Source organism: Solirubrobacter ginsenosidimutans (genome assembly GCF_027587205.1).
This window is the reverse complement of record NZ_JAPDOD010000024.1, coordinates 84,817-100,710: the sequence shown is the minus strand read 5'-3', so window position 1 is coordinate 100,710 and position 15,894 is coordinate 84,817. Positions and strand designations below refer to the sequence as shown.

The window sequence follows — 15,894 nt, the reverse complement described above, 5'->3', positions numbered from 1 at the left end:
GAGGGTGCAGCTACGAGACTCGGCGCCCGCCCGCGAAGTCCGTCGCGGCGCGCTGGTAGCGGCCGAAGGCGGCGTCGGCGACGACGCGCGCGTCCCAGGCGAACGGCTCTTCCGGCGCGGTCTCCACGGCGAGGTCGGTGCACCAACCCGTGCCCTCGTCGTAGAGGTCGGCGAGCTCGTCGAGCGTGAAGACGCCGCCGAGGCGGCGGCGCAGCTCGCTCTGGATCTCGCGGGTCACGCGCTCGAGCGTCGGCTGCTGCTCGGGGAACGCCTCGTCGAGGCGCTGCAGGCCCGCGGCCCACTGCTCGCGTGCAGTCTCGTAGGACACACGAGGAGGATAGAAACGGCTACTTCAGGCCGGTGATGATGTACGCGCGCTCGCCGGCCTTGACCATGCCGAGGCGGCGGGCTTCGCGCTCCAGCGCGCCCGGGGCCGACAACTCGGCCTTGCGGTCCTTCAAGCGCTGGTTCTCGGCGCGCAGCTCGGCGACCTGCGAGCGCTGCCGGCCCGCTTCGCGGTAGGTCTTGACCCAGCTCACAGCCGGCCCGATGTAGAGGTAGAGGACGAGCGCGAAGACGCCGATCAGCGCCCATCGGCCCAAGCGATCCCACCGGATCCTGGTACGGCCTTCCATACCTGACGCGTTCGTTCGACGCGCCCGCCCACCTTCCTCTGCAACCGCAGTCCCAGCGTTATGAACGGAAGACGGAGCGTCCCGGGTAGGTCGCGGCGCTGCCGAGGGCCTCTTCGATGCGCAGGAGCTGGTTGTACTTGGCCACGCGATCGGAGCGCGACGGCGCGCCGGTCTTGATCTGGCCGCAGCCGGTGGCGACGGCGAGATCGGCGATCGTCGTGTCCTCGGTCTCGCCTGAGCGGTGACTCATGACCGCGGTGTAGCCGGCGGCGCGGGCCATGTCGATCGCGGCCAGCGTCTCGGTCAGCGTGCCGATCTGGTTGACCTTGATCAGGATCGAGTTAGCCGTGCCGGCGTCGATCCCGCGCTTGAGGCGGGTCACGTTGGTCACGAAGAGGTCGTCGCCGACGAGCTGGACCTTGTCGCCGATCGACTCCGTCAGCGCCTTCCAGCCGTCCCAGTCCTCCTCGTCCATGCCGTCCTCGATCGAGAGGATCGGGTAGCGGGCGGCGAGGTCGGTCCAGTAGGCGGCCAGCTCGGTCGCCGAGAGGATGCGCTTCTCGTGCTCGAGGTCGTAGGCGCCGTTCTTGAAGATCTCCGACACCGCCGGGTCCAGCGCGATGCCGACGTCCTCGCCGGGCGTGTAGCCGGCGGCCTCGATGCCGGCGATGACCGCCTGCAGCGCCGCCTCGTTGGACTCCAGGTCGGGGGCGAAGCCGCCCTCGTCGCCGACCGCGGTGTTCAGGCCGCGCTTCTTCAGCGTCGACTTCAGCGCGTGGAAGATCTCTGCGCCCATGCGCAGCCCTTCGGCGAAGGTCGGCGCGCCGACCGGGACGACCATGAACTCCTGGAAGTCGACCGAGTTGTCCGCGTGCGAGCCGCCGTTGAGGATGTTCATCATCGGCACCGGCAGGATGTGCGCGTCCGCGCCGCCGAGGTAGCGCCACAGCGGCAGGTTCTCCTCGGCCGCCGCCGCGCGGGCGGTGGCCAGCGAGACGCCGAGGATGGCGTTCGCGCCCAGGCGGGACTTGTTGTCGGTGCCGTCGAGGGCGATCAGCGCCTCGTCGAGGCCTTTCTGGTCGGCGGCGTCGCGGCCGGCGACGGTCTCAGCGATCTCGCCGTTGACGTTCCCGACGGCCTTGGTGACGCCCTTGCCGCCGTAGGCGTCGCCCCCGTCGCGCAGCTCGGTGGCTTCGAACTCGCCCGTGGAGGCGCCGGAGGGCACCGCGGCGCGCCCGTGCGCGCCCGAGCGCAGGGAGACCTCCACCTCGACGGTGGGGTTGCCGCGGGAGTCAAGGATCTGGCGTGCGTGGACCGATTCGATCTGGCTCATAGTCGCGGGCCACGATACGCGAACTCCTACCCCAGGCTGAGCCTCGCCTTGGCGTAGTACGCCACTTGGGTGTCCGGGTCCAGCTCGTCCCACTTGACGCCCTGGGCGTGCGCGAGCTCCTCCGCCCCTTCCACGCGCGTGCGGAAGCGCTCAGCGGATGCCCGCAACGCGAGCTCCGGATCGACCTTGAGCTTGCGCGCGACGTTGACCGCGGCGAACAGCACGTCGCCGACCTCGTGGAAGCGCTCCTCGCGGGTCTTGGCCTCCTCGAGCTCCTGCAACTCGTCGCTGACGTGCTCGTAGGGCACGTGCTCGAAGTCGAAGCCCGTCGAGGCCGCCCGCCGCTGCGTCTTGAGCGCGTACAGCGGCCCGGGCAGGTTCTCCGGCACGTCACCGAAGATCCCCGGCTCACGCCCCGCCTCGCCCTTCTTGATCTGGTCCCAGTTCTTCAGGACCTCGCCCGAACTGTTGACCTCGACCTCGCCGAAGATGTGCGGGTGCCGGTGCACGAGCTTGGCGTGCACGTGATCGGCGACCTCGGCGAGCGACCCGTGCCCCCGCTCCTCGAGCAGCAGCGAGAGGAAGTGCACCTGGAAGAGCACGTCGCCGAGCTCGTCGAGCAGCTTCGCGTCATCCCCCGACTCCGCGGCGGCCGCCAGCTCGTACGCCTCGCCAACCGTGTGCGGGACGATCGAGCGCTCATCCTGCTCGCGGTCCCACGGGCACTCGCGCCGCAGCTTCCGGGTCAGGTCGTCGAGACGCGCGACCGCGTCGGCAGAGGCGGAGGATTCCATCAACCGAAGGCTACTTAACGACGAAGCGCCGCCCGGAGGCGGCGCTTCGAGGAAGTCAGGTCGAGCGGGTTACTTGCTGGGGGTGGCCGTGGCGGCCGGCGCTTCCTGGGTCGGCGCCTGCTGGCTCGGGTCGGTCGGGACCTGCTGGGTCGGGTCCGTGGCCGGGGCCGTGGGGGTCGGCGTGGCCTTCGGGCCGTTCTTGCAGTCAGACGTCGTGTAGCCCTTCGAGCACTCCGTCTTGTCCTTCCAGCGCTTCGTGAAGTCCTTCACGAAGGTGTCCAGCGCCTTCTGCTGGTTCTGGGACTGCAGCGTCTGCTTGATCGTCTCCTTGGCCTCGGCCAGCGTCTGCTGGCTGGCCGCGGTGATCGCCGTCACCGTGAAGACGTAATAGCCGTACTGCGTCTTGATCGGACCCTCGAGCTCGTTCTTGGACGCCGAGAACACCGCGGTGTCCAGCTCCTTGTCCAGCGTGCCCTTGGCCTGCGCGGGCAGCTTGCCGCCCGCCGCCTTGGAGGTGTCATCGATCGAGTACTTCTTCGCGACCGTCGCCCACGAGTCGCCACTGTCGAGCGCGGCGCGGGCCTTGTCGGCCGTCGCCTTGTCCTTGGTCAGCACGACCCGCAGGTCACGCTTCTCGGGCTGCGCGAAACGGGCCTTGTTCTTGTTGTAGAAGTCCGCGATCGCGGCGTCGGAAACGGTGTCCTTGCCCTTGACGACCTTGTCGCGGATCTTGTTCGACAGGAGGTCGAGCTTGACGCGCTGCAGGATGTCGGCCTCGGTCTGGCCGGAGGTCGACAGGAACTTCTTGTAGTCCGCGTCCTTCGGGAAGCTCTGCTTCTTCTGCGTGTCGAAGGACTTCTTGACCTCGGCGTCGGTGACCGCGACCTTCATCGTGTCCGCTTCGCCCTGGATCCACTTGAAGGAGATCAGGAGCTGGAGCACCTGGTTGCGGAGCTGGTCGTACTCCTGCTTGCACTGCGTCTTGAGCTGCGCGTCGGTCACCTTCGGCTGGCCCTTGGCGGGCGCCGGGGTGGCCTTGCGCTTGGCCGCAACGCACTTGACGTAGTCGGATTCAGGATCCGGCACGGCAGCGTTGGGCTGGCCCGAGGACTTGGCCGCGACGGCCAGCCAATGGCTGAAGTCCGTCTTGGAGACGGCCTCCCCATCGACTGTCGCGACAGAATTGCCGGGCACGCCGCCACAAGCGGCGAAAGTTGCCCCGACGCCAGTGACGGCGACGAGGCTGAGAGCGATACGAGCAGCCTTGATCATTAAGAGCGCAGAAGGGGGACGTGGACGTACAGGGCCGGGGCTAATGGCCCGGAACAAACGGAAATTGACCCTTCTTCCCGGTTGCGCATGGTAGCGGCGTGCCTCGGGTAGCCGCGATCTTTTGACTCGACTTTTAGGCAGCGGTCTGGACGGATAGCAACGCATCCGCCGCCTTGACCACCGCCGGGAAGCGCTGGGCGGGGTCGTCGGGCACCCGCAGCGACAGCTGTGAGCGCCCCGCCTCGTAGTTCGCGCCGGGGAGAATCTCCCGCAAACGGCGCGCTGTCGCGGCGTTGAGCTCGATCGGCGTGACCGCCAGCCGGCCGCCCTTGAACGACACCGCGGTGGCGCCCGCCCGACCGAGCTTGATGCGCGCCTGCTGGAGCGTGATCAGATTCTCGAGCGGGTCGGGGATCTCACCGAAGCGGTCCTCGAGCTCGATCCGCAGCTCGATCAGCTCGGAGTTCTCGCGCGCGCCCGCGATCCGGCGATGCACGTCGACCTTCGCCTGCTCGTACGGGATGTAGTCCGCGGGCACGTAGGCGTCGACGTTGATGTCCAGGCGCACCGGCTCAGGATGCTCCGAACCTTCCTCGTCCGGATCCATCTCGCGCACGGCCTCGTCGAGCATCTGCATGTACAGCTCGAAGCCGAGGGCCGCGACGTGGCCGGACTGCTCGTCGCCGAGCAGGTTGCCGGCGCCGCGCAGCTCGAGGTCGCGCATGGCGACCTTGAAGCCCGCGCCCAGCTCCGTGTAGTCCGAGAGGGCGCTCAGCCGGTCCGCCGCCTCGGCGGTCAGCGCGGCCGCGCTCGGGTAGAGCAGGTACGCGTAAGCGCGCTCGCGTGAGCGGCCGACGCGCCCGCGGATCTGGTAGAGCTGGCTGAGGCCGAAGAGGTCCGCACGGTCGACGATCAGCGTGTTGGCCTGCGGGATGTCGATCCCGGACTCGATGATGCTCGTGCTGACGAGGACGTCGGCCTCGCCGCGCAGGAAGGCCATCATGCGCTCCTCGAGCTGCTTCTCGTCCATCTGCCCGTGGGCGACGGTGAAGGTCAGCTTCGGGCAGAGGCTGCGCAGCCGCTCGGCGGTCTCCTCGATGTCGTCGACGCGGTTGTGCAGGAAGAACGCCTGCCCCTCGCGGGCCACCTCGCGCAGCAGCGCCTGCTTGACGAGCTGCTCGTCGTACTCGCCCACGTAGGTCTTGACCGGGCGCCGGCCCTCGGGCGGCGTCTCGATCACGCTGATGTCGCGCAGGCCGGCGAGCGACATCTGCAGCGTCCGCGGGATCGGCGTGGCGCTCATCGAGATCACGTCGACCTTGAGCTTCATCTGACGCATGAGCTCTTTCTGCTTGACGCCGAAGCGCTGCTCCTCGTCGACCACCAGCAGCCCGAGCTCCTTCGCCCGCACGTCGCGCGAGAGCAGCCGGTGGGTGCCGATGAGGATGTCGACCTTGCCTTCGGAGAAGCGCTTGACGGCCTCGCGCTGATCCGCGGCGGAGCGGAAGCGCGAGACGTGCTCGATCTCGAACGGCGCGTCGCGCAGCCGCTCGACGAACGTGCCGTAGTGCTGCTGGGCGAGGATCGTCGTCGGCACCAGCATCAGGACCTGCTTGCCGTCGGAGGCCGCCTTGACCGCCGCGCGCAGCGCGACCTCGGTCTTGCCGTAGCCGACGTCGCCGCAGATCAGGCGGTCCATCGGGCGCTCGGACTCCATGTCGGCGATCACGGACTCGATCGCGTCGCGCTGGTCCGGCGTCTCGCGGTAGGGGAAGTTGTTCTCGAGGTCGCGCAGCTCCTCCGAGAACTCCGGGAACGCGTGCCCGCGGCGGCGCTTGCGCTCCGCGTAGAGGTTCAGCAGCTCGCCCGCGAGCTCCTGCGCGGCGCGTCTCGCCCGCGCCTTGACCTTGTCCCAGCGGGTGCCGCCGAGCTTGGAGAGCGTCGGCGCGCCGCCGTCGGCGCCGAGGTAGCGCGAGATCTTCGCCAGCTGGTCGACCGGCATGAAGACCTTGTCGTCGCCCTGGAACTCGAGGTTCAGGTAGTCGCGGGTCACGCCGGCGACGGTCTTGGTGTCAAAGCCGGCGAAGCGCGCGATGCCGTGGTCCTCGTGGACGATGTGATCGCCCGTGCGGAGGTCGGTGAAGCTCCTGAGGAGGCCGCGGCCCTTGCGCGTCGGGCGCGTGGACGCCTTCTTGCGGTGGATCAGCCGGTGCTCGGGGAAGGCGGCGAGCTTGAGCCCGGGGGCGATGAACCCGTCGCGCAGGCTCGCCTCGGTGAAGACCAGGCCGCGCGTGGCGCCGTTGAGCGACGCCTTGATGCGATCGAGGTTGTACGCCGCGCGCTCGGCGGCACCGAGCTGCGGCCAGGCGACGACCGTCGTGTAGTCGCTGCGGACGAGCTTCTCGAGCTCGGACTCGGCCTCGCGCAGGTTGCGGGCGGCGAAGTCGGCGGCCTGGCCGCGGATCTCGATCGGCTGGTCGGCCGAGATGCTCGACAGCCGGGCGCTCGCGCGCTCGTCGAGCGCCGCGTTGATCTTCGCGGGGTTGACGTAGAGGTCGCGCGCGTCCTGGTCGTCGAACGCCGTGCAGACGTCCTCCCAGTGGTCGCGCAGGGTCGGGCCCACGTCCTCATCGCCCGCGACGATGATCTGCGTGTGCTCGGGGATCAGCTCCAGCAGGGCGCGGAAATGCTCGACGGGCAGCAGCTCGGCGATGTCGGGCCGGTTCTCGTCCAGCGCGGCGATCTCGGCCAGCTCGCGGTGCTCGGGCGCGAGCTCGGCCGCGGGCGAGATCTCGACGCACTCGGTCTCCCCCAGGCTGCGCTGGGTGAAGGTCGAGAACCACCGCAGCGCCTCGATCTCGATGTCGAAGAGGTCGACGCGCACGGCGCGGTCCTCGGTCGCCGGGTAGACGTCGAGCAGGCCGCCGCGGATCGCGAACTGCCCGCGATCCTCGACCTGGTCGACCCGCTGGTAGCCGGCGGCGACCAGCTGCTGCGCCGTCTCGTCGAGATCGAGCAGGTCGCCGACCTTCAGGACGAAGCCGTGCGGACGGAGCTTCGGGTCCGGGATCTTCTCGGAGAGCGCGGTCGCGCTGATGACCACGACCGGCTGCTCGGACCCCTCAGGCGTGTCCGTCAGCGCGTCCAGCGCCGCGACGCGGAGGCCGACGAGGTGCGGCGGCGGCGTCAGGTGGGACTCGTAGGCGACGCCGCGGCTCGGGTAGTAGCGGACGGGCCGGGGTGCAAGCCACGCGCGCAGGTCGGCGGCGAGATCGCGAGCGGCGCGGTCATCGCCGACCACGATCAGCGCGGGTCGCTTGGGGTCGCGATCGGCGAGCGCGGCGACGACGAACGGCCGCAGCGACTGGCTGACGAAGGCGGAACCACCAACGTCGGCGAGCTGCACTGCGGCCGGATCGTGGTCAAGGTGACTGAGAAATGCGCGGAGCAACCTCTTTGATGCTACGACCGCTCCCGCCAGCGGTTGCGCCAGCCGTGGATCGAAGTGCGCTGGACCGTCGGGCAGGTGCTCACGGCGCTGTCGTCGACAGCGTGAACGTCAACGTCTTCGTGTAGGTCCCGGTGCGCAGGGCGTCGGTGGCGTCGACGTGCTGCTTGAAGGCGATCGTCACCGGGTCGTTGGAGACCGGCGCCGACCACGTCGCCTTCGACAGCTCGACGACGAGCGGCTGCGCGAGCGCGAACGTGCCGTTCGTCAGATGCCCTGGGTCGGAGAACGTCAGCGCCGCGTCGCCGGCGGTGCTGACCACGTTCGCGATGGTGGAGGCGGAGTAGTCCTTGGTGACGCCGGGGGAGAACGCGCCGAAGCTCGCCGGCGCGCCGAGGCTGAGCGCGAGCGTGGCCGGCACGGTGCCGCCGACCGCGCTGAGCGTGAGGTTCGAGGCCTGGACCGCGCCGTCACCGGCGAAGACGATGCGCTTGGCGCCGGCGGGCAGCGCGGTGCAGCCGCCGCGGCCGACGCGCACCGCGGCCCCGTCGATCGCGATCGGCCGGGTCGCGAACCCGAGGCCGTTGTCGCGGTTGACGAGGCAGACGTTGCCGACGTCGACGACGAGCTTGGACGGCGCCGGGATGCCCGCGGCGGCGACGATCAGCTCCGGCTGGTTGGTCTGGACGCCGTCGGCGCCCATCTCACGCGCCTTCTGGAACTCGGCGACCTCCTGCTCGGGACCCGAGTCGTACGCGTGCGGCATCGCGACGCCGCAGCCGTCGTGGATCGCGACGATCGACTCGGGCGTGTACTCGTCACGACGCGAGCCGAACACCGGCGCGACCTTGGCGATCTCGTACATCAGGTACGGCGGTTCCCAGGTGTCGCGGTTGTAGATGATGCGCGCGCCGGGAGCGGCGATCAGGATCCGCGGGTCCGACGAGTTCCAGATCGACGCCTCGGCCAGGCCGTAGCTCTGCACGAGCTCAGCGAGCTTGCCCTCCTCGGTCACCGAGCCCTTGATGTCCAGCTCGAGCGCGCCGCCCCCGCGCTTGGCGAGCTGCAGGATCTCCTCGATCGAGGCGACCTGCGCGGGGTCGTACTGGCCGCCCTTCCAGGGCTCGTAGTCGGCGGCGTTGAGCTTGCGCACCTCGTCGTACGTGAAGCTCGTGATGCTGCCGGTGCCGTTGGTCGTGCGGTCGACCGTGTCGTCGTGCAGCGCGACGAACTTGCCGTCCTTGGTCTGCTGGACGTCGACCTCGACGAAGTCGACGCCGAACGCGAACGCGTACTCGTAGGACTGCAGCGTGTTCTCGGGGGCGAGCGTGATCGCGCCGCGGTGAGCGCTGATCAGCGGGTTGGCGAGGCCCTGATCCGGCGTGCCGGCGTTCAGCCAGCGGGTCGTCTCAGGCGTCTGGTTGCACGGCGGGCGTTGCGCGAGATCGTCGAGCTGGTCGATCGCCTGGCGGACGGCGATCACTCGCGGGTCGTCGGGCGGGGTCTGTTGGGCGTTCGCCGGAGCGGCCTGCAGCGCGCTGATCGCGAGCAACGCTCCGAGAATTCTCATCTTCATGCCCGGCATCAATCCAGGCCGGGCCGGCGCGCGAGTGAAGATCCGGTTGGTCAGTGCCGATCTGACATCGCGTCGCGCAGTCGCTCGGGCGAAGGCTCCTGAGCAGCATGGGTGGAGCTAGCGGCGGCGCGCGAGGATGTTCAAGCGCACATAGTTCGCGTGCGTCCCGTGCGCGAGCACCGCATCGACGAACGGCTCGCGGTCCTCCTCGGGCAGTCGCTCGAGGTGTGAGCCGAGGATCACCGTCGTGAAGTACTGCTTCGGGTCCTCCGGCTCGACCAGCCAGGGCTGCAGCCACGCCCAGACGTCGCTGAAGCCGGCCCGTTGTAGGCGCTCGGTGGTCTGGGCGGGCGTGGCGAAGTTCCACGGCCCGTCCCACCCCCGCAGCGCTGGATGATCGACGGCGTCGATCGCCGCTTGGACGTTGCCGACGTTGCCGGCCCCGCCGCACTGGGCGGCGAGGCGACCGCCGGGCTCCAGGGCGGCGTGCAGGCGGGCGAAGAGCCGCTCGTGATAGGGGATCCAATGAAACGTCGCGGTCGAGAGGATCGCGTCGACCGGCTCGTCGAGGGTCAGCTCGGCGAGGTCGGCGGTGAACGCGGTGATCCCGCGCTTGCGTGTCTCGTCGACCATCTTCTGGCTTCCGTCGACCGCGATCACCTTGCCGTCCGGCACCCGCTGCGCCAGCACCTCGGTCACGCGACCGGTGCCGCAGCCCGCGTCGAGCACGCGCTCGTCGCCGCGGAGGTCGAGGCGGTCGATGACGTCGCGCGCCATGGCGAGCTGCGGGTCGGACATCCGGTCGTAGGAGCTGGCATCCCAATCACGAGGCGGCATACGCGTGTACGTTATCGCATACAGGCGGTTTAGACAGCCCACCCCGCTCCACCGAGGACGTAGGGTTGGCACGAGCCCGCGTTTGCAGCTGCACCGCCCCAGATATGACCGCCGGAGCCTCCGCCTGCTCGCCGGGACGCTGGTCGCCGTCGTCCTGGCCGCGACGGCGTTGGCCGGCGCGCACGGTGCCGCCCGTGCGGCGTCCGTGAATCCGCAGCCGGTGCTCGTGGTCGTCGACCCCGCCGATCCGTTCGGTCGCTACTACACGGAGATCCTGCGGGCGGAGGGCCTCAACGCGTTCGACGTCGAGGATGTCAACGCACTTACCACGGAGAGCCTGGCGGGCCGATCGGTGGTGTTGTTGGCACGAACGACATCGACCGATGCGCTGGTCGCCACACTCACGAGCTGGGTCGACGCCGGCGGCAACCTGATCGCGATGCGACCCGACGCTCGCCTCGCCGATCTTCTCGGCTTGGGGACGATCTCAGGGCAGCTGCCGAACGGTTATCTGACGATCGACACCGGTTCACCCGCCGGGTCCGGGCTGACCGGCGCCTCGATGCAGTTCCACGGGCCCGCCGACCGCTGGTCGCTCACGAGCGCGACGCCGATCGCGCGCTGGTCAGATTCCGCGACGGCAGATCCGGACGCCCCAGCGGTGACGCAACGCGCCATCGGTACCGCGGGCGGGCAGGCCGCAGCGTTCGCGTTCGACCTCGCCCGCTCGGTCGTATACACGCGGCAGGGCAATCCCGCCTGGGCGGGGCAGGAACGCGACTTCGGTCAGGACTCTCTCAGACGTTCGGACGATCTGTTCTTCGGCGCCAAGCCCGGCGACGTGCAGCCGGACTGGGTCGACCTGAACAAGGTCCAGATCCCGCAGGCAGACGAGCAGCAGCGGCTGCTGGCGAACCTGATCACGCAGATGAGCGCCGACCGCGTTCCGATGCCGCGCTTCTGGTATCTGCCGAGAGGCCTGAAGGCCGCGGTGATCATGACCGGCGACGACCACGGGGTCGGCGGGACCGTCGCGCGCTTTCAGCGGCTGGCAACCGACAGTCCGGCGGGGTGCTCCGTCGACGCCTGGACCTGTCTGCGGATGACGTCGTATGTCTTCCCCGGGACGCCGCTGACCGACGCCCAAGTGGCGGCGTTCCAGGATCAGGGCTTCGAGATCGGACTCCACGTCAACACGGGCTGCGCCGACTTCACCGCGGCAACGCTCGCCGCGAATTGGACGACACAGCTCCCGCTCTTGAAGGCGGCGTGGCCGAGCCTTGCGGCGCCGACGACGAACCGCACGCATTGCATCGCGTGGAGCGACTGGGCGTCGCAGCCGAAGGTCGAGCGTGCGCAGGGCATCCGCCTCGACACGAACTACTACTACTGGCCCGGCACCTGGGTCCGCGATCGACCGGGGATGTTCACCGGCTCGGGCTTTCCGATGCGCTTCGCGGATACGGACGGCACGCTGATCGACGTCTATCAGGCGGCGACGCAGATCACGGACGAATCGAACATGACGATCCCGACGCACATCGACACGCTGCTCGACAATGCCCTCGGACCCAAGGGCTACTACGGCGTGTTCACGGCGAACATGCACACCGATCAGCCCAACCACGCGGGTGCGAACGCGATCGTGGCTTCGGCGACGGCGCACGGCGTGCCGGTGATTGCCGCCAAGCAGATGCTCAAGTGGCTCGACGGCCGCAACGGCTCCACCTTCGGGTCAATCACCTATGCGGCGGGCCAGCTGCACTTCAGCCTCTCGCGCGCCGCCGGCGCGGACGGTCTTGAAGCGATGCTGCCGACGGCCGGGCCGCGCGGGCCGTTGCTCGCGCTGGCGCGCGGGGGCGTGGCGGTTCCGACGACGACACGCACCGTGAAGGGCGTCGAGTACGCCGTCTTCAGCGCCGAGAGCGGCGAGTACACCGCGACGTACGAGTCGCCGACGCCGACGCCGACGCCGACCGAGTCCCCGACGCCGACGCCGACCGAGTCCCCCACGGCGACGCCCACCGAATCGCCGACATCGACACCGACCGCATCGCCGACACCGACTGCATCGGCAACAGCGGCGCCGACGGCCACACCGTCACCGACGGAAGCTCCGGCCCCAACCGCGACGCCGTTGGCGTCCGCCGAGCCCACGCCGCAACCGACGGCAACGCCCGTGTCCCGGCCGGTGACGCTTGCGGTGGGCCCGGCGAAGGTCCGGGCCACCCGCAGGGGAGCCGTCGTGCTGCGCATGACCTGCTCGCACTGCACTACGCCGCTGCGCGTCCAGTTGCGCCTGCAGGTGAGCGGGCGTCAGGCCGCGTCGAGGACGCTGACCGTCTCGCCCGGCTCGGTGAGCGCTATCAAGCTCACCCTGTCCCGCAACGCCGAAGGCCTGCTGTCGCGCAAGCGCTCACTGGTGGCGAAGGCCGTCATGACGACGCGTCATGACGGCCGATCCGTGACGAGCACTGCGACGCTCCGGCTCGTCGCTTCGCGCTAGGAGATCTCGAACGTCAGCGTCGCGGGCTGCGGCCCGGCCTCGGAGACGGTCAGCTGGCCGTGGGCGTTGCGGTACGCGCCGGTCCCGCCGGTGATCGCCTGGATGAACGGCGAGGTCTCCTCCTGTGCGGAGGTGACGAGGCCGCTGGCGACGATCTGCCCGCCCGGCAGGGACGTGACGTTGTCGCACTGCGTGATCGACGCCTTCGTCGCGGGATCGGCGCGCACGATCGTGCAGACGACGTGGCTCTCGCCGACCTTCTTGGGGCCGGCGAAGACGTCCATCGAGATGATCTGCTGGTCGCCGGCGCTCAGGCCGGGCGCGCCGAGGTCGATCTGCGCCGGCGGCGCGATGACCTTGCCGGTGAGCTGGAAGCCGTGGCCATGGTCGTGGGCGGACGCGTTGGCGGCGACGAGGCCGAGGGCGACGAGCGGGATGGGGAGGAATCGCGTGATCTTCATGGCGCTGCAGGCTCCCGGTTCGCCCGCGCGCCGACCTCGGGGACACCCCCGAGGCTTTACCCCTGAGCGAGCACCCGGGGAAGCTGCGACCGCGAGCGGATGTCGAGCTTGCGGTACGTGTTCGTGAGGTGGACCTCGATCGTCTTCTCGGTCAGGAACAGCGCCTGCGCGATCTCGCGGTTGGTCATCCCCTCGGCCGCCATCTTGGCCACGCGCGCCTCGCTCGCGGTCAGCCGGCTGCGACTCTCGATCGGATCGCGACGCGGGCGCGCCCCGGCGGCGACGAGCTCGTCGTGAGCCTTGGCGGCGACCGCGGTGGCGCCGCATTCGGCGGCGACGTCGACCGCCTCCTTCAGCGGGTCACGCGCTTCGGTGCGGCGGCCGGCGCGGCGGTGGGCGGCGCCGAGCTCCAGCAGCGAGAGCGCCAGCTCGAGGCGGGCGGGTGAGGGGCGAAGCGTCGCGACGGACTCGGCGAGCAGGTCGATGCCCGGGCCGCCGCCCGCGCTCGCGGCGCCGTCGGCGCGACCACGCGCGCCAGGACCGGCGCCCGCGCTCGCGGCCCCGGCACCACCGCGCGCGCCAGGACCGGCGCCTGCGCTCGCCCCGCTCCCACTCGCGCGTCCCGCTTTCACGGCGGCCAACCCCGCGGCCCGCAGCGCGATGCCCAGCGGGCGCGGGTCGCCGAACCGGCGGGCGCGCTCGACGTCCTCGTGCGCCAGCGCCTGCGCCTCCTCGAGCCGGTCCAGGGTCGTGAGCAGGCGGACGGCGTCGGAGCGCCAGGTCGAGTGGGCGGGCGTGCGGATGCCCCACACGTCCTCCATCTCGCGGCTCGCCTCGAGCTCGCGCAGCGCTTCCTCGTGGCGACCAGTCGCGGCTCGCAGTCGCGCGCGGACCAGACGGGTGCCGACGGACGCTCGCCCGGCCATCGGATCCTGCTCGAGTCCGAGGTCGTGCCAGAGGCGTTCGGCCGCCTCGACGTCCTCCTGGATGAGGCGGATCTCGACCTGCACGAGCGCGCCGGGGCGCAGCATGAAGCTCGCGTGCCCCGACGAGTTCTCGGCGTCGGCCTCGGCCTCGGCGAGGTTCCCGCGCCGCCACCACGCGCCCGCCCGCAGATGCGAGCCCTGGACGAACGACAGGAACGAGCCGTGTTGTCTCGCCCAGTCGAGGAGGCGGGTGAACTCGCGGGTGGCCTCGACGAGCGCGCCGCTGAACATGAGCGCGAGCGGCGTGACGTAGACGGCAGGGACGCTCGGGCCGGGATCGTCGAGCAGGTCGAGCGTGCGCAGTGCGAGCTCGCGCCCCTTCTCGGCACTGCCGCTCATCGCTTCGCGGTAGGCGAGCCCGGCCACGAACAGCCGCTGCCCCGGGGTCTGGGGCGCGTCGACGGGCGCCCCGAAACGAAAGCCGTGCCGGCGGGCGAGCGCCGCGGCGGCGCGGTTGCCCTGCGAGGCGGCGCCGCGGGTGGCCTGGAGCAGCAGCCCGAGCTCCTCCTGCTCGTCGGTGAGGCCGTCGATGGCGTGGGAGAGCGCGGTCACCGCCTCTTCCGGACGGTCGGCGAGCTGGAGCGCGGCACCCAGCTCGGCGGCGACCAGCGGGTCGGTCGCGGCCGCGGGGGCGAGGTGCTCCGCGGCCGCGTCGTATTGCGCCGACTGCAGCTCGACCGCCCCGAGCTCACGCAGGACCTGCACCTCGTCGGTGGGCGTGGGCGGCTCGAGCAGCGCCCGGCGCAGGTGGCTCAGGGCGACCTCGGTCGCGCCGCGCCGCCGCGCGCTGGCCGCCGCTTCGCGCAGGACCCGCACGGCCTCGGGATCGCCCGCGGGGTCACCCTCGTGGCGATGGATGGCCACGCGCTCGGCGTCCGCCCCGGCCGCTGTGAGCAGCTCAGCCGCACGCGCGTGCCCGCGCGCCCGCTCCCCGGCCGAGAGCTCCGCGTAGACGGACTCGCGGACGAGTGGATGCACGAACGACAGCCGCCGCCCTCCCTCTCCGCGCGAGGTCACGATCGCCGCCTCCTCCAGCGCATCGGCGGCGTGACTCGCGGTCTCCGCGTCGATCTCCGCCAGCGCGGCGGCGAGCGCGGGCTCGGCGCCGTCGCCGAGGATCACGACGGCGCGGGCGAGGGCGGTCGCCGACGCGGGCAGGCGGCGCAGGCGAGCGAGCGCCGAGCGGCTCACGGTGCGCGAGGTCTGGCGCTCGACGAGCGGCGCGTTGGCCGCGGAGGGCGCGACCGTCGTGAGCTCCCGCAAAAGCTCGCCGAGCAGGAACGGGTTGCCGCCCGTGACGCGCGCGCAGGCGGTGGTGAACGCCGGGTCGGGGTCGCCGAGCGCGCTCGCGATCGCCCGCCGGACCGCCTCCGCGCTCAGCCCGCGCGGCTCGAGGACCTCGACGGAGGGGTTGTGGGCGAGGTTGTCGAGCACCGGCTGCCCCTCGCCCGCCTCTGCCGGACGCGCGGCGGCGACGAGGCTCACCGCGAGCCCGTCGAGCCGCTGCGCGAGGTACGCGAGCCAGCGCAACGACGCGAGGTCGGCCCAGTGGATGTCGTCGACCAGCACCAGCAACGGCTGCTCCGCCGCGAGGTTCGCCGTCAGCCAATAGAGCCCATGCAGCGCCGAGCCGGCGTCCTGCTCGCCGCCCACGCCCCGCAGCACCGGCTGCGCGAGCGCCGCCGCACCCGCGAACTGCTCATCCCGCACCACCGGCTCGAGCAACTGCCGCACCACCGCGAACGGGAAGTCGCGCTCCAGCTCCGACCCCCGCGCGCTCAACACGAGCCGCCCGCCGGCCACCGACCGCGCCACGCCGAGCAACCGCGTCTTCCCGATCCCCGGCGGCCCTTCGATCAGCAGCCCACCCCCGCCGCCGAGCACCCGCTCCACGGCCGCGATCTCGCCATCCCGCTCCTCGAGGGCTTCCACGCCCCGAAACATAAAGGGACAGTCCCTTTAGGTTCGCCTTCGCCGCACCGCGCGGTCCCCGACGAGGTCCGGAAAATAAAGGGACAGTCCCTTTAGGTTCGGGGGTCGGTTTGG

General features: G+C 70.7%; 11 protein-coding genes. 1 reads left to right on the top strand and 10 read right to left on the bottom strand.

Annotated features, from left to right (window positions below):
* Positions 1 to 10 precede the first annotated feature (10 nt).
* From OM076_RS23985 to OM076_RS23950, 8 genes are all read right to left on the bottom strand, one after another.
* Entirely contained in the window at positions 11 to 328 is a 318-nt protein-coding gene (locus tag OM076_RS23985) for a hypothetical protein (RefSeq protein WP_270042618.1), read from the bottom strand.
* A 19-nt stretch (positions 329 to 347) separates the two neighbouring features.
* The gene (locus OM076_RS23980; RefSeq protein WP_270042617.1) at positions 348 to 602 is read right to left on the bottom strand and encodes an FtsB family cell division protein; all 255 of its coding nucleotides are present in this window, start codon (positions 600 to 602) and stop codon (positions 348 to 350) included.
* Positions 603 to 693: 91 nt separating this feature from the next.
* A complete protein-coding gene (gene eno, locus OM076_RS23975) occupies positions 694 to 1,968 on the bottom strand; it encodes a phosphopyruvate hydratase (RefSeq protein WP_270042616.1) in 1,275 nt (424 codons plus the stop codon).
* Between the two features lie 26 nt (positions 1,969 to 1,994).
* Entirely contained in the window at positions 1,995 to 2,762 is a 768-nt protein-coding gene (gene mazG, locus OM076_RS23970; RefSeq protein WP_270042615.1) for a nucleoside triphosphate pyrophosphohydrolase, read from the bottom strand.
* A 69-nt stretch (positions 2,763 to 2,831) separates the two neighbouring features.
* Positions 2,832 to 3,956 carry a peptidyl-prolyl cis-trans isomerase gene (locus OM076_RS23965; RefSeq protein ID WP_270042614.1) on the bottom strand — a complete coding sequence of 375 codons (1,125 nt, stop codon included), beginning with the start codon at positions 3,954 to 3,956 and terminating at the stop codon, positions 2,832 to 2,834.
* A gap of 211 nt (positions 3,957 to 4,167) precedes the next feature.
* Entirely contained in the window at positions 4,168 to 7,440 is a 3,273-nt protein-coding gene (mfd, locus tag OM076_RS23960; RefSeq protein ID WP_270042613.1) for a transcription-repair coupling factor, read from the bottom strand.
* Positions 7,441 to 7,564: 124 nt separating this feature from the next.
* Positions 7,565 to 9,058 (bottom strand): glycerophosphodiester phosphodiesterase, encoded by a 1,494-nt coding sequence (locus OM076_RS23955; protein ID WP_270042612.1) that lies wholly within the window; start codon positions 9,056 to 9,058, stop codon positions 7,565 to 7,567.
* A gap of 117 nt (positions 9,059 to 9,175) precedes the next feature.
* Positions 9,176 to 9,895 (bottom strand): class I SAM-dependent methyltransferase, encoded by a 720-nt coding sequence (locus OM076_RS23950; RefSeq protein WP_270042611.1) that lies wholly within the window; start codon positions 9,893 to 9,895, stop codon positions 9,176 to 9,178.
* An 82-nt stretch (positions 9,896 to 9,977) separates the two neighbouring features.
* On the opposite strand from OM076_RS23950, the gene OM076_RS23945 reads away from it, so the two are divergent.
* Positions 9,978 to 12,401: a hypothetical protein gene (locus tag OM076_RS23945; protein WP_270042610.1), complete on the top strand. Its 2,424-nt coding sequence runs from the start codon at positions 9,978 to 9,980 to the stop codon at positions 12,399 to 12,401.
* Here OM076_RS23945 and OM076_RS23940 read toward each other — a convergent pair.
* Together OM076_RS23940 and OM076_RS23935 are read right to left on the bottom strand one after the other, a co-directional pair.
* Complete coding sequence (locus tag OM076_RS23940; RefSeq protein WP_270042609.1) at positions 12,398 to 12,862, bottom strand: allene oxide cyclase barrel-like domain-containing protein; 465 nt, start codon at positions 12,860 to 12,862, stop codon at positions 12,398 to 12,400. The genes OM076_RS23945 and OM076_RS23940 overlap by 4 nt on opposite strands.
* Positions 12,863 to 12,918: 56 nt before the next feature.
* Complete coding sequence (locus tag OM076_RS23935; RefSeq protein ID WP_270042608.1) at positions 12,919 to 15,780, bottom strand: helix-turn-helix transcriptional regulator; 2,862 nt, start codon at positions 15,778 to 15,780, stop codon at positions 12,919 to 12,921.
* Positions 15,781 to 15,894: the final 114 nt, after the last annotated feature.